The sequence below is a fragment of the Bacillus sp. FJAT-42315 genome (assembly GCF_002797375.1).
GTDB lineage: Bacteria > Bacillota > Bacilli > Bacillales > Domibacillaceae > Bacillus_CE.
Map to the genome: position 1 here is coordinate 2,789,503 of NZ_KZ454941.1, position 23,792 is coordinate 2,813,294.

Annotated in this window: 23 protein-coding genes and 1 other annotated feature (1 of these 24 running past the window's edge); of the genes, 7 read left to right on the forward strand and 16 right to left on the reverse strand. The window is 38.8% G+C overall.

What is annotated here, in order from left to right; genetic code table 11:
- Positions 1-47 precede the first annotated feature (47 nt).
- On the reverse strand, positions 48-824 hold the full coding sequence (fabI, locus tag CEF22_RS13705) for an enoyl-ACP reductase FabI (protein ID WP_100403305.1): 777 nt from the start codon (positions 822-824) through the stop codon (positions 48-50).
- Between the two features lie 291 nt (positions 825-1,115).
- Positions 1,116-2,969: a monovalent cation:proton antiporter family protein gene (locus CEF22_RS13710; RefSeq protein ID WP_100403306.1), complete on the reverse strand. Its 1,854-nt coding sequence runs from the start codon at positions 2,967-2,969 to the stop codon at positions 1,116-1,118.
- Positions 2,970-3,108: 139 nt separating this feature from the next.
- On the opposite strand from CEF22_RS13710, the gene prpE reads away from it, so the two are divergent.
- Complete coding sequence (gene prpE, locus CEF22_RS13715; protein WP_100403307.1) at positions 3,109-3,846, forward strand: bis(5'-nucleosyl)-tetraphosphatase PrpE; 738 nt, start codon at positions 3,109-3,111, stop codon at positions 3,844-3,846.
- Positions 3,847-3,934: 88 nt separating this feature from the next.
- On the opposite strand, the gene CEF22_RS13720 is transcribed toward prpE, so the two are convergent.
- Genes CEF22_RS13720 through CEF22_RS13735 form a run of 4 tightly spaced genes read right to left on the reverse strand, consistent with a single transcriptional unit; the run spans position 3,935 to position 6,689 of the window.
- A complete protein-coding gene (locus CEF22_RS13720) occupies positions 3,935-4,807 on the reverse strand; it encodes an RluA family pseudouridine synthase (RefSeq protein WP_332849174.1) in 873 nt (290 codons plus the stop codon).
- Between the two features lie 17 nt (positions 4,808-4,824).
- The gene (locus CEF22_RS13725) at positions 4,825-5,619 is read right to left on the reverse strand and encodes an NAD kinase (RefSeq protein ID WP_094834650.1); all 795 of its coding nucleotides are present in this window, start codon (positions 5,617-5,619) and stop codon (positions 4,825-4,827) included.
- Positions 5,620-5,639: 20 nt separating this feature from the next.
- Positions 5,640-6,284: a GTP diphosphokinase gene (locus CEF22_RS13730; protein ID WP_100403309.1), complete on the reverse strand. Its 645-nt coding sequence runs from the start codon at positions 6,282-6,284 to the stop codon at positions 5,640-5,642.
- A 30-nt stretch (positions 6,285-6,314) separates the two neighbouring features.
- The gene (locus tag CEF22_RS13735; protein WP_100403310.1) at positions 6,315-6,689 is read right to left on the reverse strand and encodes a UPF0738 family protein; all 375 of its coding nucleotides are present in this window, start codon (positions 6,687-6,689) and stop codon (positions 6,315-6,317) included.
- A 156-nt stretch (positions 6,690-6,845) separates the two neighbouring features.
- Here CEF22_RS13735 and CEF22_RS13740 point away from each other — a divergent pair, with 156 nt between their 5' ends.
- The 5 genes from CEF22_RS13740 (at position 6,846) to CEF22_RS13760 (ending at position 11,471) form a co-directional block, all read left to right on the forward strand.
- Positions 6,846-7,436, forward strand: coding sequence for a CYTH domain-containing protein (locus CEF22_RS13740; RefSeq protein WP_100403311.1), 591 nt, complete (start codon positions 6,846-6,848; stop codon positions 7,434-7,436).
- A 12-nt stretch (positions 7,437-7,448) separates the two neighbouring features.
- On the forward strand, positions 7,449-8,078 hold the full coding sequence (locus CEF22_RS13745; RefSeq protein ID WP_100403312.1) for a lytic transglycosylase domain-containing protein: 630 nt from the start codon (positions 7,449-7,451) through the stop codon (positions 8,076-8,078).
- A gap of 194 nt (positions 8,079-8,272) precedes the next feature.
- On the forward strand, positions 8,273-8,671 hold the full coding sequence (locus CEF22_RS13750) for a globin domain-containing protein (RefSeq protein WP_095479840.1): 399 nt from the start codon (positions 8,273-8,275) through the stop codon (positions 8,669-8,671).
- A 59-nt stretch (positions 8,672-8,730) separates the two neighbouring features.
- On the forward strand, positions 8,731-9,525 hold the full coding sequence (locus CEF22_RS13755) for a ClpXP adapter SpxH family protein (protein WP_100404021.1): 795 nt from the start codon (positions 8,731-8,733) through the stop codon (positions 9,523-9,525).
- A gap of 587 nt (positions 9,526-10,112) precedes the next feature.
- Positions 10,113-11,471 carry an IS1182 family transposase gene (locus tag CEF22_RS13760; protein ID WP_100402120.1) on the forward strand — a complete coding sequence of 453 codons (1,359 nt, stop codon included), beginning with the start codon at positions 10,113-10,115 and terminating at the stop codon, positions 11,469-11,471.
- A 214-nt stretch (positions 11,472-11,685) separates the two neighbouring features.
- Here CEF22_RS13760 and pepF read toward each other — a convergent pair whose 3' ends face one another.
- From pepF to CEF22_RS13810, 10 genes are all read right to left on the reverse strand, one after another.
- Positions 11,686-13,503 carry an oligoendopeptidase F gene (gene pepF / locus CEF22_RS13765; RefSeq protein WP_100403313.1) on the reverse strand — a complete coding sequence of 606 codons (1,818 nt, stop codon included), beginning with the start codon at positions 13,501-13,503 and terminating at the stop codon, positions 11,686-11,688.
- A gap of 61 nt (positions 13,504-13,564) precedes the next feature.
- Positions 13,565-14,698 (reverse strand): competence protein CoiA, encoded by a 1,134-nt coding sequence (locus tag CEF22_RS13770; RefSeq protein ID WP_100403314.1) that lies wholly within the window; start codon positions 14,696-14,698, stop codon positions 13,565-13,567.
- Between the two features lie 106 nt (positions 14,699-14,804).
- On the reverse strand, positions 14,805-15,461 hold the full coding sequence (gene mecA, locus CEF22_RS13775; protein ID WP_100403315.1) for an adaptor protein MecA: 657 nt from the start codon (positions 15,459-15,461) through the stop codon (positions 14,805-14,807).
- A gap of 245 nt (positions 15,462-15,706) precedes the next feature.
- A complete protein-coding gene (gene spxA / locus CEF22_RS13780) occupies positions 15,707-16,102 on the reverse strand; it encodes a transcriptional regulator SpxA (protein ID WP_095479844.1) in 396 nt (131 codons plus the stop codon).
- Positions 16,103-16,378: 276 nt separating this feature from the next.
- Positions 16,379-16,948: a GNAT family N-acetyltransferase gene (locus CEF22_RS13785; protein ID WP_100403316.1), complete on the reverse strand. Its 570-nt coding sequence runs from the start codon at positions 16,946-16,948 to the stop codon at positions 16,379-16,381.
- A 199-nt stretch (positions 16,949-17,147) separates the two neighbouring features.
- Positions 17,148-18,080: an ABC transporter ATP-binding protein gene (locus CEF22_RS13790; RefSeq protein WP_100403317.1), complete on the reverse strand. Its 933-nt coding sequence runs from the start codon at positions 18,078-18,080 to the stop codon at positions 17,148-17,150.
- Position 18,081: 1 nt separating this feature from the next.
- Positions 18,082-19,149: an ABC transporter ATP-binding protein gene (locus CEF22_RS13795; protein WP_100403318.1), complete on the reverse strand. Its 1,068-nt coding sequence runs from the start codon at positions 19,147-19,149 to the stop codon at positions 18,082-18,084.
- A 16-nt stretch (positions 19,150-19,165) separates the two neighbouring features.
- Positions 19,166-20,188, reverse strand: a complete 1,023-nt coding sequence (opp3C, locus tag CEF22_RS13800) for an oligopeptide ABC transporter permease (RefSeq protein ID WP_100404022.1) — start codon at positions 20,186-20,188, stop codon at positions 19,166-19,168.
- Between the two features lie 5 nt (positions 20,189-20,193).
- Positions 20,194-21,123, reverse strand: a complete 930-nt coding sequence (opp3b, locus tag CEF22_RS13805; RefSeq protein WP_100403319.1) for an oligopeptide ABC transporter permease — start codon at positions 21,121-21,123, stop codon at positions 20,194-20,196.
- 129 nt (positions 21,124-21,252) lie between these two features.
- Positions 21,253-22,899 (reverse strand): peptide ABC transporter substrate-binding protein, encoded by a 1,647-nt coding sequence (locus tag CEF22_RS13810; protein WP_100403320.1) that lies wholly within the window; start codon positions 22,897-22,899, stop codon positions 21,253-21,255.
- Between the two features lie 330 nt (positions 22,900-23,229).
- Between CEF22_RS13810 and CEF22_RS18945 the strand changes: the two genes are divergently transcribed.
- A complete protein-coding gene (locus tag CEF22_RS18945) occupies positions 23,230-23,634 on the forward strand; it encodes a DUF3899 domain-containing protein (protein WP_100403321.1) in 405 nt (134 codons plus the stop codon).
- Between the two features lie 57 nt (positions 23,635-23,691).
- Positions 23,692-23,792, forward strand: a binding site (T-box leader) (it continues 125 nt past the right edge of the window).

Genomic DNA, 23,792 nt, shown 5'->3' on the forward strand with positions numbered 1-23,792 from the left:
AACGCAATAAAAAAACCCGCTTCAATAAGCGGGTTTTCAGAATAATATTATCGTGCAATGATATGGAAGCCAGAGTCAACATGAAGGTTTTCACCTGTAATTCCACGAGACATATCGCTGAATAGGAAGACAGCCGTATCTCCCACTTCTTCTTGTGTTGTTGTACGACGAAGCGGAGCTGTTTCTTCGATATCTTTTAAAATAGAGTTAAAGTCGCTAATACCTTTCGCCGCTAGCGTACGGATCGGACCAGCAGAAATGGAGTTCACACGAATTCCATCTTTACCAAGGTCAGCTGCCAAATAACGAACGCTCGCATCTAAAGAAGCTTTCGCCACACCCATCACGTTGTAATTTTTCACCACTCGCTCTCCGCCTAAGTAGGTCAATGTGACAATGCTGCCTCCTTCTGTCATTAAAGGCTTTGCATATTTTGCTACAACCGTTAGTGAGTAAGAGCTAATATTATGAGCAAGGAGGAAACCTTCGCGTGAAGTATCAACGAATTCGCCATCTAGATCTTCTTTATTCGCAAAAGCGATACAATGAGCTAACCCATGAATCGTGCCAACTTCTTCTTTAATTTGTGCAAAGCATTTTTCGATATCAGCATCAACCGTCACATCACACGGTAAAATAATTGATTCATTTCCTTCTAACGTTTCTGCCAGATCACGGACATTTTTCTCAAGGCGTTCACCTGCATAGGTAAAAATAAGGCGAGCACCTGCTGCGTGTAAAGAGCGAGCAATTCCCCAAGCAATACTTCTTTTATTGGCTACACCCATCACAACAAATGTTTTTCCAGCTAATGAAAGTGTCATTTTCGTTCCCCCTGTTATTACAAGTTATTAGTACCTAGTAATAATATTAACAGGAATTATTGAAAATGAAAAGCAATGAATGAAAAAAGAGCTCTTAAAGTCCACAATGTTTGCTACTTTAAGAGCTCTTCCGCTTTTCTTTGTCCAGCTTCAGGCGCTAACGACTAGTGGACTTCCACAATCCTCCTTGCGATAAGTCAACATCGATTCACTATCGTTCATCGTGTTTCCTTTATCTCGTGCGGATCGTTCCAGTCCATACGCCGCTGAGCAGCGCCTTCCACTTTTCTATTAATCAAATTCTAGTTCGCGTTTTAGTTCGTCTACGTATTCTTTGGAGCCGGTGACGATGAGGCGATCATTTAAGTGTAATTCTGTATCCCCGTGAGGAACGATCGATTCGTTACCACGGAAGATTCGAACGAAGATGACATCCCCTGTAAATGGGAATTTTCTAAGTGAAATTCCCTCATAGTCAGCATTATGCAACTCGATTTCGTATAGAGATGTTTCTTTGTTCGTTAAGATGCTAATAATACTTGGCGATTCAATAAGCGCTCTTAGCAACGCTTTTGAAGAAAGGAAATAAGAGAACGTTTCGATGCCTTCTTGAATCATCCGCTTCTCTTGTTCTTCTCTTTCCACATGAGCGATGACTCGTTCGACGCCTCTTTCTTTCGCTTCAATAGCTAGATGCGCATTATGTGCTTCATCCCCTGTTGTGATCACGAGAATATCAGCATCAAACACACCATTTTCAGCCAATAAGCCTACTGATAATTCATCTAGTTCGATAATATCAAAAACAGACTTGCTTAAATGTCCCTCTTGGATTTCTGGTTTTTTGCGGTAAACAACCGTATCGTATAAAGAAGACTTCAACTCTTTAGAGATCGGCATAGTATACTGATTCGCTCCAACGAAAGCCACTTTAATTTGCTTTTCTTCCCTCATATATGGCGGGAATAGCTTTTTAAAGACGACTGGCGTAATTAAGCAAGTGATAACTGCAACTAAGATCAACGTTCCACTCATTTGTGCCGTGATTACACCAAGACCCTCGGCAATTTTAGCTGCCGCAATCACTAGTGACAATGTTGATGTTAATAGGAAAGACGATGCTATAATGGTTTTCATATCGTACCATTTTTTCAAATATAACATTGGCAATACTTTGGAAATAAATAAAGCCAATATTAATAATGGAATGAGCAATAACGTCTTTTTATCACTTAAAAGAGACCATAACTCAAGTTCTACCCCGACCATCACAAAGAAAATTGGAATTAAAAAGCCATATCCAAATGAGTCAAGTTGACGTACTAGCTCGTTTTTCGGTGCTAACAATGAAACAAGCACTCCGGCTAAAAAGGCACCAAGAATATTTTCAGCACCTACATATTCAGATAGAGCCACAAGCACAAGCATTAATGTAAAGACGGCGCGAGTACCAATTTGCACGGTACCAGTCGATAACACTTCGAAAAAAGGATTATTTTTAAACTTTTTAGCGATAAAGTAAAGAAGGACACCCACTCCAAAGAGAACAAGGAGTAGCCACATATTGCCACCTTCCGTACCATTAACCGACACATAAACAGCTAGCAAAATCATTGTCACTAGATCGGCAATAACAGCCACAAGTAAAATAATTTGCCCGATAACCGTCTTCATTAAATGAGCTTCTTTTAGCGTTGGAACAACCACACCTAGTGAAATTGTCGAAATAATTAACGTCATCAAAAATGCATCTTCTATTAAACCTAACAAAACAAACAAATAGGATAGCCCGTACGACAAAACGAGTATTCCAATGAACACCATAGTCGCTGCTACAAAGGCATTCGGCTCCTCATTTGTTTTCAAGTGCTTCTTCTTTCGCTTTTTATTTGAGGAAAATGCAGAAAAATCAATCTCAAGTCCACTTAAAAACATAAGAAAAAGAAATCCAAGTGTTGATAGAATCTCCAACCAAGCATCGGGTTCAACTATATCAAAGCCACTTTTTCCTAAAATAAGACCTACGATGATTTCTGCAATGACGACCGGAATGAAATTTAACTTCAATCGGTGTAATAATATCGGTGTGAAAAAAGCAGCCACAACAACGATTAGTAATGAAAATAACGAAGCATGTTCTTCCATAAATTCTCTCCTTCCCCACTCATTAATTAAGCTGTACTCACTATACTATCAAAATCATTTGAAGTTGTCTTTTAAAAAAGATTAATCTTATATTAAGTTTTAACTAGGAAAAACTAATGATTAAAGGAGTGTCATACTTATGAATATCGATATTATCGGAGACATCCACGGGTGCTTTCAAGAATTTAAACAGTTAACGATTAAGCTTGGTTATTCATGGGATAGCGAACTCCCTCTCCATCCCAAAGGACGAGTCCTTGGATTTGTCGGCGATTTAGCTGATCGCGGTCCCGCCTCTCTTCAAGTGGTCGAAGTGGTGCATGACTTATGGGAAAAACAATTGGCTTATTATGCCCCTGGCAACCATTGTAATAAATTGTATCGGTGGTTTTGCGGAAACAACGTTCAAGTCACACATGGACTAGAAACGACCGTAGCCGAGCTAGAACAGCTAGACAATCGAGACTTTAAGCGTGTGAAGAAGAAATTTATGAACCTTTATGAACAATCGCCACTTTATCAAATTTTAGATGAAGGTCAATTAATTATCGCTCATGCTGGCATCCGCGAGCAAGATATCGGCAAATTCACTTCCAAAGTAAAAACATTTGTCCTATATGGTGATATCACAGGAGAAAAACATCCCGATGGCTCTCCCGTACGCCGGGACTGGGCTAAGCAATATAAAGGGCAGCCTTGGATTATTTACGGTCATACACCAACAAAAGAAGTGCGACTTATCCACCATACCGCTAACATCGATACAGGCGCCGTCTTTGGTGGAAAGCTCTCCGCCTTCCGTTATCCTGAAAAAGAGATCGTCTCTGTCCCATCATCTATGCCTTTCGTTCCAGAAAAATTTCGAAGCTTTGAGTAAAAAACAAGCCCGCCTCATTCAATTGGCGGGCTTTACTATGAGTTTCTTCGACCTTCGCGATACTTTCTTCGACTTTCCAGCTACTTCTTTACCCTAGTAGCCTCTGCAAATCAGTAGCGAGCGGCAAGTGGAACCGTAGCTCGTCTTCAGTGACAGGATGAAGAAAAGCTAAGTCACTACAATGAAGAGCTTGACGATCAATTTTCTCCATAGGCCCCCCATACAGGTCGTCACCTAACAATGGATGCCCAATATAAGAAAGATGTACCCGTATTTGATGAGTGCGACCAGTCTCTAGCTTTAATCGAACTTGAGCAAAGGTTTCATATTGGGCTAATACTTCGTATCGAGTGCAGGCATATTGACCATCCGCTCTTACTTCTCTCTCAATAATGCTCGTCTCTTTTCGACCAATAGGTTGTTCAATCACACCAACTGTATGAGCAAGCAAACCAGAAGCAAGAGCCACATACGATCGAGAAATAAGCCGTTTTTTTTGCATATCTGATAATAAATGATGGATATGTCGATGTTTCGCTACTAACACAAGACCTGACGTATCACGATCAAGCCGTGTAACAATATGCACAGTGGCCTCGATTCCCTGTTGTTCATAATAGCCGATTAAAGCATTGGCCAAACTTCCTGTTGGATGCTCCCTAGACGGAATCGTATTCATGCCAGCGGGCTTTGCTACCACTAGCACATAATCATCTTCAAAAACGATCGACAGCGGCAATCTTTCTCCTTTTATCCCGTCACTCGGTATTTCCCGAGGAAAAACCAGTTCAATTCGGTCTCCTACTTCTATGCAATAACGGACATTTTCCTCTTGACCATTCACTAAAATTTGGCCGCCGTTATATTTAATATCGGTCAATGCTCGCTTAGAGATTTTTTTACTAGCTAAAAATTCTCGCAACAGTTTCCCGCAATCACTTGCTTCAACGGTCCAAATCAAACGAAATCTCTTATCCATTAGCTACTAACAAACGAATCATGAACTCGCTTCCAAAAAGGGAATGGACGGAAACGAGCAAAGCGAATTTTTTCATTAGCTACCCGATATTGAATAGATTTGACATCTTTATGAAGCAACGTTAAATGATCAATCGTCACAAGGAAATCTGGTCTATTCACAGGTCTTAGCATGCAAGTATGGTGAGCGGGCAAAATGAGTGGGGAGCCTACTGTACGAAACACTCGGTTATTAATAGAAGCCATCTCTGCCAATTGCAGAGCACGAATTGACGGATGTAGAATCGCTCCACCAAGTGCTTTGTTATACGCGGTGCTTCCTGAAGGAGTTGATACGCATAGACCGTCACCTCGGAACCGTTCAAAATGATCGCCACGAATTTCCACATCCATTACTAATGTGCCTTCCACACTTTTCACCGTGGATTCATTTAAGGCAAGGTATCGCGTTTCTTTACCGCCATGCTGATATCGAATAATCGTTTCTAACAACGGATATTCAATAATTTGATAAGGCGTGCGAGCAATGGCAATGACGAGCTTTTCAATTTCGTCAGGCACCCAGTCCGCATAAAAGCCTAAATGACCGGTATGAACACCGACAAATGCCGTTTTATCAAGCCTAGAACTATAGCGATGAAAGGCATATAAGAGCGTCCCATCCCCACCAACAGAAATAACGATATCTGGCTGTTTTTCATCATACGTTAACTTAAAATCAAGCAAATAAGTGCGAATTTTATGCATTAAGGCATTGGATTTTGCATCGCCTTTAGACGTAATTGCAAATTTCATGTCAGCCACCCTTTTTCCGTTTATTCTTTCTTCCTGTGCTCATTCGTTTGCTCTTTTTTCTTTGTAAAAAAAGCTTGAGCTTCCTTTATTTCTTCGCGAATTAAAGACATTTCCTCATCGAGCCTGAAAGCTGCCTCAGCCGCTCGCTGCAGCCTCATTTGAATTTCTTCTGGAAACTGCCCATCATATTTATAATTTAAAGAATGTTCAATCGTTGCCCAAAAGTTCATCGCTAACGTGCGAATTTGAATTTCAGCTAAAATTTTCTTTTCGCCATTAATCGTTTGAACTGGATATTCAATCACTAAATGATAAGATCGGTAACCGCTCGGCTTTTTATAAGAGATATAATCTTTCTCCTCTACGATCGTAAAGTCTTTACGCATTCGCAGCTTCTGCACCACTTTTTTAATATCATCGACAAACTGGCACATCATCCGTACGCCTGCAATATCTTGAATTTCTGTTTCCAAGCGCTCGAATGGAATGCCCTTTTCATATGCTTTTTCAAGAATACTGGCAATCGGCTTGACGCGGCCAGTCACAAATTCGATTGGCGAATGCTCATCCTCAAGCTCAAATTGAGTCCGCATCCCCCTAAGCTTCACTTTCAACTCTTCTACCGCTTGTTTATAAGGTGATAAAAACTCATCCCAACGTATCATCTATCTTCCCTCTCAAACATAGTTGCATCGTTATTGATGCAAAAAGATCTTCTCTACAGCTTCAACCATCTCTTCTCCGTAGTTGCTATTGCCTTCAATATTATTGATTAAATAAGAAAGTTCTTCGCTCCAGTTGCTTAGCTGAAGACGAGCATCCGCTCCAATAGCAAACAGGCTAGCTTCTTTTTTCATCGCCGTCTGCAACTCCGTCCAAACACTTTCATGTATGTATAAATAAATGAATTCATCATTTTCTTCTGCTAAATAAACAAATGCTTTTTGGTCTGAATCAACAATCATTTGTCCGCTTGCTTTCACTGTAGACAATGAAACTGGATGCTCCGAAAGTAAACCTAGCTCTTCCTCATTCCATATAGCATTTGTAAAATGAATCGTCTTTCTCATCCTAATTCCCCCTTTAATTCTTGCTGTTGTTTCGTTTTGTACATTTTATCGAAAAAACCCATTATATATTTTAACACATCTTTTCCTTTCAAATATAGATACATGACCTTTAGAATAAGAAGTACAGAATAAACTATAGGAAAAGAGGAAGCAAGTATGAGTCAACAATTGGAGATTGAGTTTAAAAACTTACTAACAAAAGAGGAGTTCCTTCAGTTCCTTCAAGTCTTTCAAGTACAAGAAGAAGATTTCGCTTTACAACATAACCACTACTTAGACACAAAATCTTTTCATCTAGAAGAACAAGCCTGCGCCCTTCGCGTTCGAGAAAAAGAAGGCACGTTTGAACTTACTCTTAAACAGCCAGCGGAAATTGGACTCCTAGAAACAAATCAATTATTGCTGAAGGAAGAAGCAGAAGCGCTATTGATGAAAGGAGAATTTCCAGAAGGAATCGTGAAAGAAGTCCTTCAACCACTTTTACTAGATTTCGATTCTTTCCATCACTTCGGCACGTTATCAACGAAAAGAGCAGAAATACCTTATGAAGTAGGAATTCTTACTTTTGACAATAGTTTCTATTTAGGAAAAGAGGATTATGAATTAGAATATGAAGTAACAGAAGAGCAAAAAGGGAAAGAAATATTCGACCATTTACTAAAAAAATTTCAAATTCCTAGGCGAATGACCGATAATAAAGTTAGAAGATTCTTCTTAGAAAAATTACGCCAATTAAATGAAAAATGATCGGAGAGAACGATGAGTAACGATTTTTTTAAAACAATTATTCAAACAGGTATGTTGCAAGGTATGTCAGCGCTCCCTACTAGCCCTCTTACATCAACGAATCCGTCACAAATATTCGGCGCAGTGCTACAGCAAGCATTGATGCAAGGGCTGAAGCTTGAGAATGGGGCTCCTTTGTCACCTCCAGCTACGGGAATGTCGTTACCAGAGTTGTTGCCTACAAAGCCTGGTGCCGATGTAATTAATCCCGGTGGGAAACCGATAAAAACTAATTTTGATGACATTATTGCAAGAGCAGCGGAAAAATATAATATTCCAAAAAAGCTGATCCAAGCAGTCATTAAGCAAGAATCCAATTTCAATCCAAATATCGTCAGCCACGCCGGAGCAAAAGGCTTGATGCAATTAATGCCATCTACTGCTCGCTTCCTCGGTGTAACTAATCCATTTGATCCTGAGCAAAATGTCTTTGGTGGCGCGAAATATTTGCGGCAAATGTTAGATAAGTTTGATGGAAACATTAAACTTGCCCTAGCTGCATACAATGCTGGACCTGGTAATGTGAAAAAATATGGAGGAATTCCGCCGTTTAAAGAAACACAAAACTACGTCCAAAAAGTAACGAATACCTACTATTCATAAGTGCTAAGCTTCCCTGTTTGCCTTCGCATAGGATTCTCTATCATGATGAATCCTATGCGAGAACACCAAAGGTCGCTCAGCACTTTTTATAGATTTTGTTGAAAGACTATTTTTGAGCAGGCACTTTGTTTGTGTTATACCATCCCCCTTGTTAAAATGAATTTACTACTACAAGGAAAAAAGGAGTTATTGGTATGGCCGAAAAATCAATAGCACCATACGAATTTATCGGAGAAGAGAAACTTTCGGAGCTTGTCGATTTATTTTATTCAAAAGTAAGCAAGCATCCTGACTTATTTCCAATTTTCCCTAATGACCTAACTGAAACTGCTCGTAAGCAAAAACAGTTTTTAACTCAATATTTAGGCGGACCACCTTTATACACAGATGAGCATGGTCATCCCATGCTTCGCGCTCGTCACATGCCTTTTCCAATCACTCCTAAACGTGCCAACGCATGGCTTCAATGCATGTCAGAGGCAATGGATGAAACGGGAATAGACGGAGAGTTTCGCGAATTCTTTTATCATCGGCTCGAATTAACCGCTCATCATATGACAAATCAGCCCGAAGAACCAGGTGAAGAAGATTGAAGCCATCTGTATTACTTAACCGAATTTGTTCAACTCAACAAAAACCATTGGAAATTTATATGTTTGTTGATCCCCTATGCCCAGAATGTTGGGCTTTAGAGCCGATTATTCGAAAGCTACAAATGGAGTATGGTCATTATTTCAGTTTAAAAAAAGTGCTCACGGGCAGACTGTCGACCTTGAACCTGCAAAAACATAAATGCAATAGCTTAGCGAAGCAATGGCAAACGACTGCTACTAAAACAGGAATGTCTTGTGACGGGAGTCTTTGGATCGATAACCCGATTGCCTCCCCTTTCATTGCTTCAATCGCTATTAAAGCCGCTGAGTTGCAAGGACGACAATATGGAAGCCGTTTTCTACGAAAATTACAGGAAATGCTTTTTTTGGAAAATGAGAATATTTCTGACCTTACCATATTAACAGATTGCGCTAATCAATCAGGGCTTGATAAAGCAGAGTTTTTAAATGATATTCATTCCTCCAGTGCAGCTAAAGCTTTTCAATGCGATATGAAGATCTCAGCAGAAATGGACGTAGAGGAAGTACCGACCCTCGTTTTCTTTAATGAAAATATCGAGGAAGAAGGCATTAAAATTTCTGGTCTTTACTCTTATGAGATTTATGTGCAAATTCTGCAGGAGATGCTTGAGGAACTCCCAGAGCCGCTAGCTCCTCCTTCTTTAGAAGAGTTTTTACAATACTTTCGCCTAGTCGCTACGAAAGAAATTAGTGAAGTATATAATCTATCGATCAAAGAAGTAGAAATGACCATGAAAAAACTCCAATTGCAGCGAAAAGTCCGAAAAATCACCGCAAAGTACGGATCTTTTTGGGAATATATAGAGGGATAACAAAAAATCAAGCCGCTTGAGATCGTAAGCTTAACTTATGATCTCAAGCGGCTATTTCTTTAGAGCCGAATACATAAGAAAAGACCTTGTATCAGCTACAAGGTCTTTTCTAACGAACAAAGGGGATGGGAGAAATTTTTCACGGTCAAACAAAGGGGTATATGTTTGTTTGTGATCAACTTCACGTTTTATATATTATCACCTTACATAGTAATTGACAACACTTTGTATAACCTTTCACATATTTGTCATAACAATGGAATAGTAAGCGTAAACTAACATAAACTGGCACAATTTTTCAAGGGGGAGGAAGCATGAAATGGCTAGCCTTTTGGCTCTACGTCAGCTTGATCGTGATCGCTTTTCTATTTAATTTATTAGGTTTAATGAGATTATATCCTTTATATGTAACGGCACCGCTACTTTTCATCGTCCTGTTTGTTCCTATCTATTTTTTGAACAGAAAAAACAAAAAAAGTCTCTAAATAGTAGAGACTTCAGACTGTAGACAAACTCGATTTTATGGAGTTTGCCTACAGTCTTTTTTAATATAAAATGGAAGTAATATAAATTTTGAGGTGAGGACCATGCTTTCGAAACATAATCCTATTCAACGAGATCAAATAGAAATGATCGCTCTCGATCAATTAGTGCCGGAAAATCATTTAGTTCGTAAAATTGAGGCCGCGATTGATTTCTCTTTTATTTATGACTTAGTGAAGGATATGTATTCAGAAGTAGGTCGTCCGAGCATTGATCCAGTGATTTTGGTGAAGCTGACATTCATTCAATACACCTTCGGGATTCGCTCGATGCGTAAAACAATTGAAGAAGTGGAAACGAACATGGCTTATCGCTGGTTCTTAGGTTACGGCTTTCATGATAAAGTGCCACACTTCTCTACGTTCGGGAAAAATTATGAGCGTCGTTTTAAAGATACCGACCTGTTTGAACAAATTTTCTATCGTATATTAAAGGTAGCTGCGGAGAAGAAGTTAATCAGTGCCGAACACGTTTTTGTGGATTCTACTCATGTGAAGGCGAGTGCGAATAAGCGCAAATTCGAAAAGAAAGTGGTTCGCAAAGAAACAAGAGCGTATCAAGAACGCCTCCAAGAAGAGATTAATCAAGATCGTGAAGACCATGGAAAAAAGCCGTTTCCACCGGACAAGTTTGATAAAGAAGAATCCAAAGAAATCAAAGAAAGCACGACTGATCCAGAGAGTGGCTACTATGTGAAAGACGAACGTACGAAACAGTTCGCCTACTCCTTTCACGCAGCTACGGATCGCAAAGGTTTTGTACTCGGCACGATGGTGACGCCTGGAAATACACACGACAGTCAGATGTTAGAGCCATTGGTAGAGAAAGTGATTGAAAAAGTAGGGAAGCCTGAAGCTGTGGCCGCAGATGCCGCATACAAAACACCAGCGATTACAAGTTACTTATTGAAAAATGACATCACACCTGCCTTACCTTACACACGCCCACGTACGAAAGAAGGGTTCTTCCGAAAGCATGAATATGTGTACGATGAATACTTTGATTGTTATCTTTGCCCGGCAGGTGAAGTGTTGAACTATTCGACCACGAATAAAGAGGGCTATCGTGAGTATAAATCGCCCAAGCATATTTGTGCGACGTGCCCTTTCTTAGAGCGCTGTACAGCCAGTAAAGATCATCAAAAAGTGGTGACACGTCATATTTGGCAAGAATACGTGGAAGAGGCGGAACATCTGCGCCATCACCAAGAGGTTAAACCAATCTATGCGAAACGCAAAGAAACCGTTGAGCGTGTATTCGCAGATGCAAAAGAAAAGCATGGCATGCGTTGGACAACGTTAAGGGGACTTAAAAAATTGTCGATGCAAGCGATGCTTACTTTCGCTTCCATGAATTTGAAGAAGCTGGCAAGCTGGACTTGGCAAGGTCCAGAAACAGCCTAAGAAACGGTCTCGAAGAGGTCTGTTCTTCTCTCTATGGGCTTCAAATCTAATAAAAATTCAAAAGGGATTCGGAATGAGAGCATTCCGAATCCCTTTTGTCTACAAACTGAAGTCTCTAAATAGTAGAGACTTTTTTGCCTTTCACTTTTAACCTATCTAGCTACAGGCGCTATCGGCTCGAGGTCAAAAGCCGATGAGCAAGCACCTTCCGCTTTTAACCTAACATCTTTTCCATTTCTTCTAGTTTTTGTTCGAAGACTTTACATGCTTCTTCGATTGGAGCGGCTGTGTTCATGTCGACCCCGGCTTTTTTGAGTACTTCGATTGGGAAGTCCGAGCTACCCGCTTTTAAAAATTCATTAATGTAACGCTCAACAGCCTGCTGACCTTCTTCTAAAATTTGAGCACTTAGAGCCGTTGCCGCACTGAAACCTGTCGCATATTGATACACGTAGTAATTATAGTAGAAATGAGGAATTCTCGCCCACTCTAGGCCGATTTCTTCATCAACCACCATGTCCTCACCAAAATACTTTTTATTTAGTTCATAATAAGCTGTTGTTAAGACATCTGCCGTCAATGCTTGTCCATTTTGTGCTTTCTCATGGATTAAATGTTCAAACTCAGCAAACATCGTTTGACGGAAGACTGTGCCGCGGAAGCCTTCTAAATAATGATTCAAAATATATAAACGCTTCTTCTCATCATCAAGATTTTTTAACATATAATCATTCAACAGCGCTTCATTGCACGTAGAAGCCACTTCGGCCACAAAAATAGAATAATTGCCGTACACATAAGGTTGAGAAGCGCGTGTATAGTAGCTATGCACGCTATGGCCAAACTCATGAGCAAGCGTAAATAAATTATTCACGTTATCTTGCCAGTTCATTAAAATATATGGATGTGTACCATATGCGCCAGATGAATAGGCACCACTGCGCTTTCCTTTATTTTCAACGACATCGACCCAGCGATTATCTAGTCCTTGTTTCAATACGCTAATGTACTCGTCTCCTAACGGGGCTAATCCTTTCACCATATATTCTTTTGCCTCATCGTAGCTGACTTTCATTTTTACGTCTTTCACAAGCGGTGTATAAAGGTCATACATATGCAACTCATCGACACCAAGCACTTTTTTGCGTAGCTTAATGTAGCGATGAAGCAAAGGTAAATGTTTGTTGATCGTCGTTACTAGATTATCATACACCGTTTCTGGAATATGATTATTAGAAAGAGCAGACTCTCTCGCACTTTGATAATGACGGACGCGAGCATAAAAATTATCTTTTTTCACTTGGCTACTCAACGTACTAGCAAATGTATTTTTAAACTTGCCATACGTTTCATACACAGCTTTAAACGCTTCTTCACGCACTCGACGATCGTCTGACTCTAAAAATTGAATAAAGCGTCCGTGCGTAATTTGCACCTCTTCTCCATTCTCATCCTTAATTGTCGGGAACTCAAGATCCGCATTGTTTAACATCCCAAATGTATTGCTGGATGCTGAAGTTACTTCTGATGCTTGAGCAAGCAAGCTTTCTTCTGCCGCAGACAGCACATGTGGTCGCTGTAAATTAATTTCAGCAATCGCCTGCTTGTACACTTGCAACTTTTCATCTTGATCTACAAATGCTTTTAACTTCTCCTCATCAATCGCTAACAATTCAGGTGTAGCAAATGATAATGCATTCGCAATTTGTGTATATAAATTTTTCGCTCGATCGTCCATTCCTTGATAGTGTGCATTCGTCGTATCTTGGTCATAACGCATATGTGAATACGTATATACTTTGCCCATACGTTCTAACAATTGATCTTGATATGTGAAAAATTGATACAGCTGTTCTGCATTCTCACCAAGTGTCCCTTGGAAGCTCTGCGCTTTGTTAGAAAGCTCTTTCACTTCTGCGTATTCTTTCTCCCACGCCTCGTCATTTACAAAAATATCTTCTAACTTCCATGTTAATTCCTCGGGTACCTCACTTCTTAAAGGTAACTGTTTTGCCGTTTGATTATTTGTCATCTAAAATCCCTCCTACATCTACTATTTCACTACTTTATCATATTATTTCGCCTACCGAAATTCAAAGAAAAAGCCGACTAATAAGCAATTCTTCATATTGTTCGGTAAACCTTTTTTCTCTGTCCATTTGTTGATACGTATGCGTACTACTTTTTAAACTTTCAGGACTAGCCTTTTGTAGAAGAGAGATATATTCTTCGACTAACTGATATAACTTAGGTGACTGAATGAGCGGAAATACATTCAGCTGCAGTCTCCCTTTTTCTATATAGGTTTCTAAGCACACTACCGCTTCCTCTATTGTATGCAAAAGCCCTTCTTTCCATAAATAAAACTGCCACTCTAATGGATGACTTTTAAAAAGGACCATATACCGAACAGGAATACCAACCCATTCAGGTAATAAAAACGGATTGTTTCCTGACTCATAGACATCACTGAAAAAAGGATGATATTTTCCTTGTTGAAAATAAAGTTGTTTGTGAATCCATTGATGTTTTTGCTTTAACCAATGAGCTAAGGAAAATGCTCGGACGGATTGCTGTTGAGAAAATAGAGGGGGAAAAGCTAAGTGAGAAAGCGGAATATTTTGCACAGAGGCTGTATACAACGAGGAAGTAACAGGAGTAAGTCGTGAATAAAAGGTACATATTTCTGTCTCAGGGCAATAAGCTAGAAACCAAAATCCGAAAGCTTCAGAGTACCGAAAAAACAATCGGTGGAAAGCGGTAAATTTAAAATAGTTTCCTTGCCTAGCAATCGCAGAGCCTCCATATATCCAAAAAGGGAAATACCCATGTTGGATATACCCGTTTGTCCGCTCGACAAACAATTGCGTAGACAGCGAGGAGCATTGGAATTCAACGGCGATTTGATCCGCTGCCAATATGTCTGGCCGTTGAGAGAGCGGCGCCAAAAACGGTTCAAGTCGCACTGAACTATAATGACTCATCCAAGCATACAAATCAGCTTTTCCTTTCAAATGGCGGGCTGATTCACTTTCGGAAAAAGAAAAACAGGTGGAAGTGTGTTTGTGAGCAAAATGAGGAATTTTGATCGCTCCCGCTTTAAAAATGACGGGATGACGACATTGAGGACAAGAATAAGAAGATTTCCTTAACTTGCTTAATTGCTCCTGTGACCATTTGAGCGCAAGATTCACCGGCTTTCCATTTGCATCTAACGCAACAAGCATCTTTTCACTCCTTGTTATTTAGTCTACACTTGATATTCGACTTTTATTAGAAAATCCCTTCAATACACAAAAAAAAGCTGATTTCAAATTGAAATCAGCGAACATATTAGTCAAAGTATTGACGGACCGTTTGGAATACATCCTTTTCCATTACGCATGTTCCGTACTCTTGAAGCCTATAGATAGTCATACCCGATTCATGGGTATATTCTAAAAGAATACTTAATGTATCTTCAATATCATCTTCCTCGAACTCTTCTTCATCAAACTCAACATATAAATAGTATTTGTTATCAAAAGAGTATAGCTGCGTGAAGAGATCATCTAAATCCGAACGTTTACTTAGCTGAATGATGTCTTCAAAGTCATTAAATACAAGAAGAAACTCTAACCCTGTCTCTTCTTCTCCTTCTTCGTTGACATTAAAATGTTCATCTAAAAATTCTTCAAGACGGTCATCTACCGGGAAATCCCGATATTTGTCTCCGGGAAGCGGCAGTTCAATACGCTGTCCATCTTTCGTTAAATTAGCTCGAGTGACTAAAATCTCTAATCCCTTATCTAAGGCCTGAACTTGAATCCATAACGGCCCATCGACAGTAAATCCTTCTTCGTCATGAATTTCCTCCATCATATCCCAGAAAAGCTCTTCACTGCGATCACGATTATACCAAATCTCATCACGATCAAAGCCTCTCTCCTCTATATCAATGTAAGAAATGTAGAACTTAACTGTGTGGTCATTAATGCGCTCAATTTCCATAACTACCTCTCCCTTCCCTCTAAGGGTACTTGAGGATTTTCCCCTTGTTATTAGGCTTTTCCCAGAATGGCCTGATGGTATACATCACCTTATCATTATTGTATGACAAAGGAGCCATAAAAGAAAATATAAAGATTAGAAAAAATATCAGTGTGTGGCAATTCTATCTGAATCTTTTCATTATTTCAAGAGGGAATGCCAAAAATAAAAACCCCCACACAATTGCATGGGGGATTCTATACATGTTAGTTGACCAACCGCTGAGCTTCCAAAAGTTGAAATGTGCGGACTTTCCTTGGAAGGAAACGACGAATTTCATCCTCGTTATAACCGACTTGCAATCGTTTTTCATCCATAATAATCGGACGGCGTAGCAATCCGGGATTATTTTGAATTAATTCAAACAAATCTTGCAGTGGCAACATCTCAAGATCTACATTTAATTTCTGAAAGATCTTTGAGCGCGTCGAAATGATTTCGTCCGTGCCATCTTCAGTCATTCTCAATATTCCTTTAATTTCTTCGATGCTCAAAGGCTCGGAAAAAATATTTCTTTCAACGTAAGGAATTTCATGTTCTTCTAACCAAGCTTTCGCTTTACGGCATGAAGTACAACTAGGTGATGTATATAGAGTAACCATTCCTCAATCACACTCCTTAAAATAAAATATAATACCAGTTGTTTATCATGAGGAATCTTCGTTCATAAAGACTTACAAATCTTTAAATACGGCTACAGTATGTATTATACCATGAACAGAAGATCGTTGAATATACTTTTCATTACTTTGTAATAATAATTTTAAAAAATAAATCGTTTAACCCTCAGCAAACTTAATATCTATATACCCTAAACATAATCACTTTAAACTTTTATCCCGTCATTTTATTTATTTCATCAATTTTTTCCTATTGATTCATTTTTTTAATATATCATCTTTCTCCTCTTCTTCTAAAGATAACACTTCATGAACTGGATCAAATGGCTCACCATATATTTCCTCATCTTTATATTTATGAATAAGACGATATGTTTTCACCATACCTTCATAGATCATTTCTTCGGATTCATGTGTTGGTGACCAATAAAGAATCTCCATATCATTCACTTCATTTGTCGCTAAAGAGCGTCGACGGTATCCGATGCTTGTCGCATGATCGAACCCTTCTCGAGCATAAAACTTCAACCGTTTCTCCGTATCCGTATCTTCGTAATTAACCGGTTCAACTTCTAATATAATTGGTTTTTCTTTTCTCTTTAACTTGTTAATTAATTGATGACCAAGTCCTTGACCGCGTGCAGCCTTAGATACGAATAAATAATCAACAAAGACAAATTCATCGAATTCCACGTAAATAAGGACATGATGAGGTCCTTCATCTTTGTGATAAATATCTCCGCGTTCTTTTAATAATGTTTCCATATGTTCCTTTGACTTCATTTCCTCAATCGGAAAATATTGATTTAGCTTCTCATACCAATGCATAAAATTAAATTCTCTCCTTCTTCGACTTTATCAAGCCTTACTTTCATAGAACTCACTTGTCATTGATTTAAAGGCGAAGTATAGCAAAAACAACAGCCATGTGTATCTTTTCCCACGAGCGAGATGAATAAACATATATTTTGCATAAAAAATAAGGGGTCACTTCTCGCTTCAGAAGTTAGCCCCTTATAAACATATCTTATTTATATGTTTCTTGATACCTTTTCATTTCTTTTTCTGAACAGTAGACAAAGTGACCAGGTGCGATTTCTCGCATTTGAACGTCATCTACTTCCGTGTATTGGTGCATGCTAGGATTATATGTTTTTCTCACTCTATTTCTTTCATAATCCGGATCTGGCAGCGGAATAGCTGAAAGTAAAGATTGCGTATACGGGTGAAGCGGTTTTTCGTATAACACATCACTCGGCGCAAGCTCCACTAGCTTCCCAAAATACATCACGCCAATTCTATCACTAATATATTTCACCATCGATAAATCATGGGCGATAAATAAGTACGTCAACCCTTTTTCCTTTTGAAGCTTTTGTAATAGATTTACGACCTGTGCTTGAATCGATACATCAAGCGCTGAGATCGGTTCATCAGCAATAATAAAATCAGGCTCAACAGCAAGCGCACGCGCAATTCCAAGACGTTGACGCTGACCGCCGGAAAATTCATGAGGGTAACGATTAGCATGCTCACGATTCAACCCAACTGTCTCAAGCAGCCCGTATACTTTTTCCATACGCTCTTTTTTCGACTTCACAAGCCCGTGAATATCGAGACCTTCTGCAATGATATCTGCTACTTTCATACGCGGATTCAGCGAGGCATATGGATCTTGGAAAATCATTTGCATTTTACGATTAAACTGTTTCAACTCAGATTTTGATTTTTTACCGTGAACATCTTTTCCATCAAACAGCACTTGACCGTCCGTGGCATCATATAGACGGATAATGGTGCGGCCCGTCGTTGATTTTCCGCATCCTGATTCTCCAACAAGCCCTAGCGTTTCGCCGCGATAAATGTCAAAGGAGACATTGTCGACTGCTTTCACCATATTTGGCTTGCCTTCGTTAAAATATTGCTTTAGATGTTTAATTTCTAATAATTTTTCAGCCATGTTAACGAGCCTCCTCAAACAATACAGGCTTAGCATAATTGCCTGGCATTGGACGCTTTTGCTGTTGCACCATTAAAGGTGGTTCAACTTCAGGTGCTTCAGGATGTAAAAGCCATGATTTCACAAAATGAGTATCAGACACTTGATAAATTGGTGGTTCTTTCTCAAAGTCGATTTCCATTGCGTATTCACTTCGAAGGGCGAATGCGTCTCCTTTAGGTGGATTCAACAAATCTGGCGGCGTCCCCGGAATGGCATATAACGCTGTTTCTTCCGATGCCTCTAAACTTGGCATAGAGGAAAGCAATCCCCATGTATACGGATGACGTGGGTCATAAAAAATTTCATCAACCGTTCCTGTCTCAACAATTTGACCACCATACATCACCGCTACCCGATCCGCAACATTCGCTACGACACCAAGGTCATGAGTAATAAAAATAATCGATGTATCAATCTTCTTCTGTAAATCTTTCATTAACTCTAAAATTTGTGCTTGAATCGTTACGTCTAGAGCCGTTGTTGGTTCATCCGCAATTAAAATTTTCGGATTGCAAGCAAGCGCAATGGCAATCACGACACGTTGACGCTGACCGCCAGAGAATTGATGCGGATATTGCTTTACTCGCTCCTCTGGATTCGGCAATCCAACGAGACTCAGTAGCTCAACTGCTCGTTTTTTTGCCGCATCTTTGCTCATCTTTTGATGTTTAATCAATGGCTCCATTACTTGTTTTCCTACCGTCATTGTTGGGTTTAATGACGTCATCGGGTCTTGGAAAATCATCGAAATTTCTTTCCCGCGAACTTTCTCCATTTCCTTTTCAGACAATTTCACTAAGTCTTTTCCTTCAAATAGCATTTGTCCTTCTTTAATACGTCCTGGAGGATTCGGAATTAATCGCATTAATGTTTTCGTCGTCACCGATTTCCCTGAACCGGACTCTCCTACGATTGCCAACGTTTCTCCTTTTGTTAAGTGGAAGTCCACTCCACGCACTGCTTTCACTTCGCCCGCATGCGTATCAAAGGAGACGTGCAAATTTTTTACATCAAGTACTTTATTCATTGTTGTTCTCTCCTTTCTATTTACGCATTTTCGGATCGAGTGCATCTCGTAATCCATCAGCTAGTAAGTTAAAGCTTAAAATTAACATACTGATAATAACTGCTGGAATAATTAACATATGTGGGTACATTTGCAATGAGTTAAAACCATCATTAACTAATGATCCAAGAGACGCTTCCGGTGGACGAATACCTAAACCGATAAAGCTTAAGAACGCCTCTGTAAAAATCGCACTCGGAATCGTAAACATCGTTGTTACGATAATCGGTCCCATAACGTTCGGCATTAAATGCTTCCAAATCAAACGGTTGTTTGATGCACCGAGCGTACGTGAAGCTAACACAAACTCCTGGTTTTTTAATTTCAAGAATTGTCCACGTACAATCCTAGCCATACTCACCCAACCAGTAATAACCATCGCCATCGTAATGGAGAAAATACCTGGATCAAAAATGAGAATAAATAGAATGACAACAATGAGATTCGGAATTCCTATTAAAATCTCGATAATCCTTTGCATGATGTTATCAACTCGGCCACCGTAGAAGCCTGAAATCCCTCCGTAAGCAATCCCGATAATTAAATCAATGACCGCCGCAAGCACCCCGATATAAATAGAAATACGTGTTCCATACCATGTTCTCGTCCATAAATCTCGACCTAAATCATCTGTTCCAAACCAGTAATATTCTTTGACATTCTTTGATTCATACATATCAAAACCATCTTTGTCTTTCCCATCAAACGGCAACCAGCTAATATTTTCAAGACCTGGAACTTTCGGAGGTAACTTTGCATGAGAAATATTTTGCTGTTTATACGTGTACTCATTCATCGATGGTCCAAAGATCGCCATAAATGAAATCAAGATAATTAGGATAAGACCAATAATAGCCCCTTTATTTCCTTTTAATCTCAACCAAGAGTCTTGCCAAAAATTCAAGCTTGGTCTGCTAATTTTTTCAGCGTCCTTTTCACGTCTATCCGCAGGTCGGAAAAGATCTTTAGAAAGTTGATCGTTCGTCTGTAATTTATCCATGTTCATCATTTCTTCCCTCCACTTATACGGATACGTGGATCGATTACTCCATATAGAATATCAATAACAAAGACAACAAATATAAATAAAGCACTATAGAAAAGAGTAGTCCCCATAATCACCGTAAAGTCATTTGTCGTAATGGAGCGCACAAATTGATCACCTAAACCTGGTATACCAAAAATTCGTTCAACCACAAGGGAACCTGTCATAATGTTAACGGCAAGAGGACCAAGTAATGTAATAATTGGAATTAGTGCATTACGAAGGGCATGTTTCACCATAATACTAGTCGCGCTAATTCCTTTCGCACGAGCCAACATAATATAATCTGAGCTTAATATTTCTAATAGTTCAGATCGCATATAGCGGGCAACCGTGGCGATAACAAAGACCGATAACGCGATCGTTGGTAAGATTGAATAAGAGAAGTCTTCCCAACCTAAGACAGGAAATAGATCCAATTGAACTGCTAAATAATATTGTAAAAATCCAGCAAATACAAAGGAAGGGATTGAAATACCTAGAACAGACAAGGTTGTTGCTACGTAATCAACTGTCGTGTTATGTTTTAATGCTGCTACTAATCCTAAAATCATACCGATAATTGTTCCTAAAACAATCGCCTGAAAACCTAATAAGGCAGAAGGCCCAATTCGTTCCATAATCATCGTTGATACAGGGCGGTTATCATATTGGAAAGACAAACCTAAATCTCCTTGGAATAAACCTGTCATGTAGTTCACATATTGAACTGGAAGAGGATCATTGAGTCCATATTTATCAAGAATAATTTCTTGTTGCTCTGGAGTAAGTTTTTCTTGATTCGTTAATGGAGACCCAGGAAGAAGTTTCATTAAGAAGAATGTAATCGTTGCAATAATTAATAAAGTGATAAGCATATAAAATAAACGTTTAAGCGTGTATCTTAACACTTTTACCCCTCCTTTACTTTGTAATTTAAAAAATTCTTTTAATTCTGACAAAAACCCTCAATTCGGGAAAAAGGAGAGTATATGCTTTTAAAAAAGCATATACCCTCCCCTTTTATTTCTGGAACATTCTTATTGAATTTCCGCCCACTTGTAAGAGTAATCTCCACCAGCATTGTGAAGTAGAATACCTTTTACATTCGTATTTTGTAAATAAGCACGTGATCTTTGATAAATCGGAGCAATCGCTGCGTCCTCTTCTAATAAGATTTTCTCAGCTTTCACTAAGTTTTCCCAACGTTTTTCCGGATCCATTACAAGTGTTGTTTTTGCTTCTTTAACCAACTTGTCATATTCTGGATTTGAATAATCTTGTTGGTTATGCGCCCCACCTGTCACAAACATATCAAGGTATGTCATCGGATCAAGATAATCTGGACCCCAACCAGAGATTGAGAAATCGTAATTCATTTTTGTCTCAAGATCAAGCTTTTGCTTAAATGGCTGTAGCTTAATGTTCACTGTTAAGCCTTCTAAGTTTGTCTCAAGCTGTTCTTTTAAATATTCAGATACTTTTTTAGCTGTGCTGTCATCATAAGTAAGTAATTCTAACGTTACTTTGTCCTGACCAAGCGCTTGTTTCGCTGTTTTCCAGTGCTCTTGTGCTTTTTTAATATCTGTTGTTAAGTAATTTCCAGCCGTTTCACGGAAGTCTTTCCCATCTGGACCTTGAACGAAATTCGCTGGTACAAAGTAATCAGCTGGTTTTGAACCGTTATTTAAAATGACGTCTGTAACACCTGTTTTGTCAAAAGCCATTGCAATTGCTTTACGAGCATCAACGTTTTTCAATACTTCATTCTTCTGATTTAAACGTAAGAAGAATGTAGAAGCTTGATCAAATGTAAAGAATTCTTCTCGATCTTTATACTTGTCCACAAATTCAGATGCTACAATAATACGATCTGCATCTCCACTTTCGAACAAGTTAACATCTGCTTGTACATCTTTTACGATTTTCGTATGAATTTCTTCAAGCTTAACTGTGTTCGCATCCCAATACTCTGGGTTTTTCTTCATCACGAATTTATCTTCTTTTTTCCACTCAGATAGTGTGAACGGACCGTTGTATAGCGTTGTCTCTGGTTCAAGACCGAACTTATCGCCTTGTTCCGTCACAAATTTTTCATTCAATGGCATAAATGTTCCGAACGCTGTTAATTCTTTAAAGTAAGGAACAGCATTTTCCAATTGAACTTCTAATGTTTTGTCATCTAATGCTTTGACACCTAGCTCTTCTGGCTTCATTTTTCCTTCGTTTACCGCTTGAGCGTTTTTAATATCATACATAATATAAGCATACTCAGCAGCTGTGTCTTTATTTAATGCACGTCTCCAAGAATAAACGAAATCATTAGCCGTTACTGGATCCCCATTCGACCATTTCGCATCTCTTAATTTGAACGTCCACGTTTTACCGTCTTCGCTAATTGTTGGTTCGCCTTCTGCGATCCCTTCAACCGCTTTGTCATTTTCGCCTAAGCGATAAAGACCTTCCATCGTATTGTTTAGGACTTCAAAAGAAACTGCATCCGTTGCAATGCTCGCATCCATTGAAGGAATATCTTGTGTGTTAGTTAAATTTAATATTTGTTTGTTACTACCTGTCTTTTTGTCGCTTTCTGTACTTTCCTTCTTTTCACCACCGCCACAAGCAGCTAGAAAAGTGCTCATCGCTAGCAGAAGTACAAGAAAAAGAGCTGTACTTTTTTTCTTCATCTGGTAACCCCCTCAATCAAAGTATCTTCCTGATTATTCAGAAGATTTCATAACTAATTATAAACTATCTTAATTTTTTTGCAATAATTATTTTATATTTTATTTACACTGTTGTCATAATTCAATACTTTTTTGTTTTTTTGTAAATTCTTTTGATGGAGTAAGGTTTATATTTTAGTTGAATAACCATTCACCGCGTTAAAGCGCTTTCAATTTCCGATTCTTCTGAAAATTTTCCTTCAATATTGTTTTATATGTATAATAATATTTAAATATATTATGATGATATTGATTAGATAGCGGCTTTTAGCTATAATTCTGTTCGTTTATATGGAAAGGAAATGGGGGACGATTTTGAAGACTTTTCTTCGATTGTTGTGTATAGTTATCGGCTTCAATATAATTTTTTCTATATTATTTTCATTGTTTTCGTCCAATTTCTTAAAGAGCCTTCTAGACTATGCTTTCTTTTTCTCACTGATCAGCTTAACGGTGGGAGCTAGTTTGTTTGTGATTGAAGGTGGCTTTTTTAATGGGATTCGTTATAGTGTCAAGAAGTTGAGAAAGTCATCGAAGGAAGGCGAATATATAGCTAGCTTTGATGATTTAGATGATACAAAAGAAGTTTATGAAGAATATCCTAAAAAGAGCGTGTTTACTTGGACTTATCCACTTCTAGTTGGTGGTGGAATCCTTACCCTCGCTACATCTATCATTGCATTTGTGATCAACTAGATGCTTTGTTCTCTTGACTCCATTTTTTGTTTAATTTATAATCGGGTCAACTCATATTTGAAGCGTATAAGAAAGAAGAGTACATACAGAAGTTGGTTATCAGAGAGCCTGCGTTGGTGTGAGCAGGTAGCCAAACTGTTTGGAATGGACTTTCGATG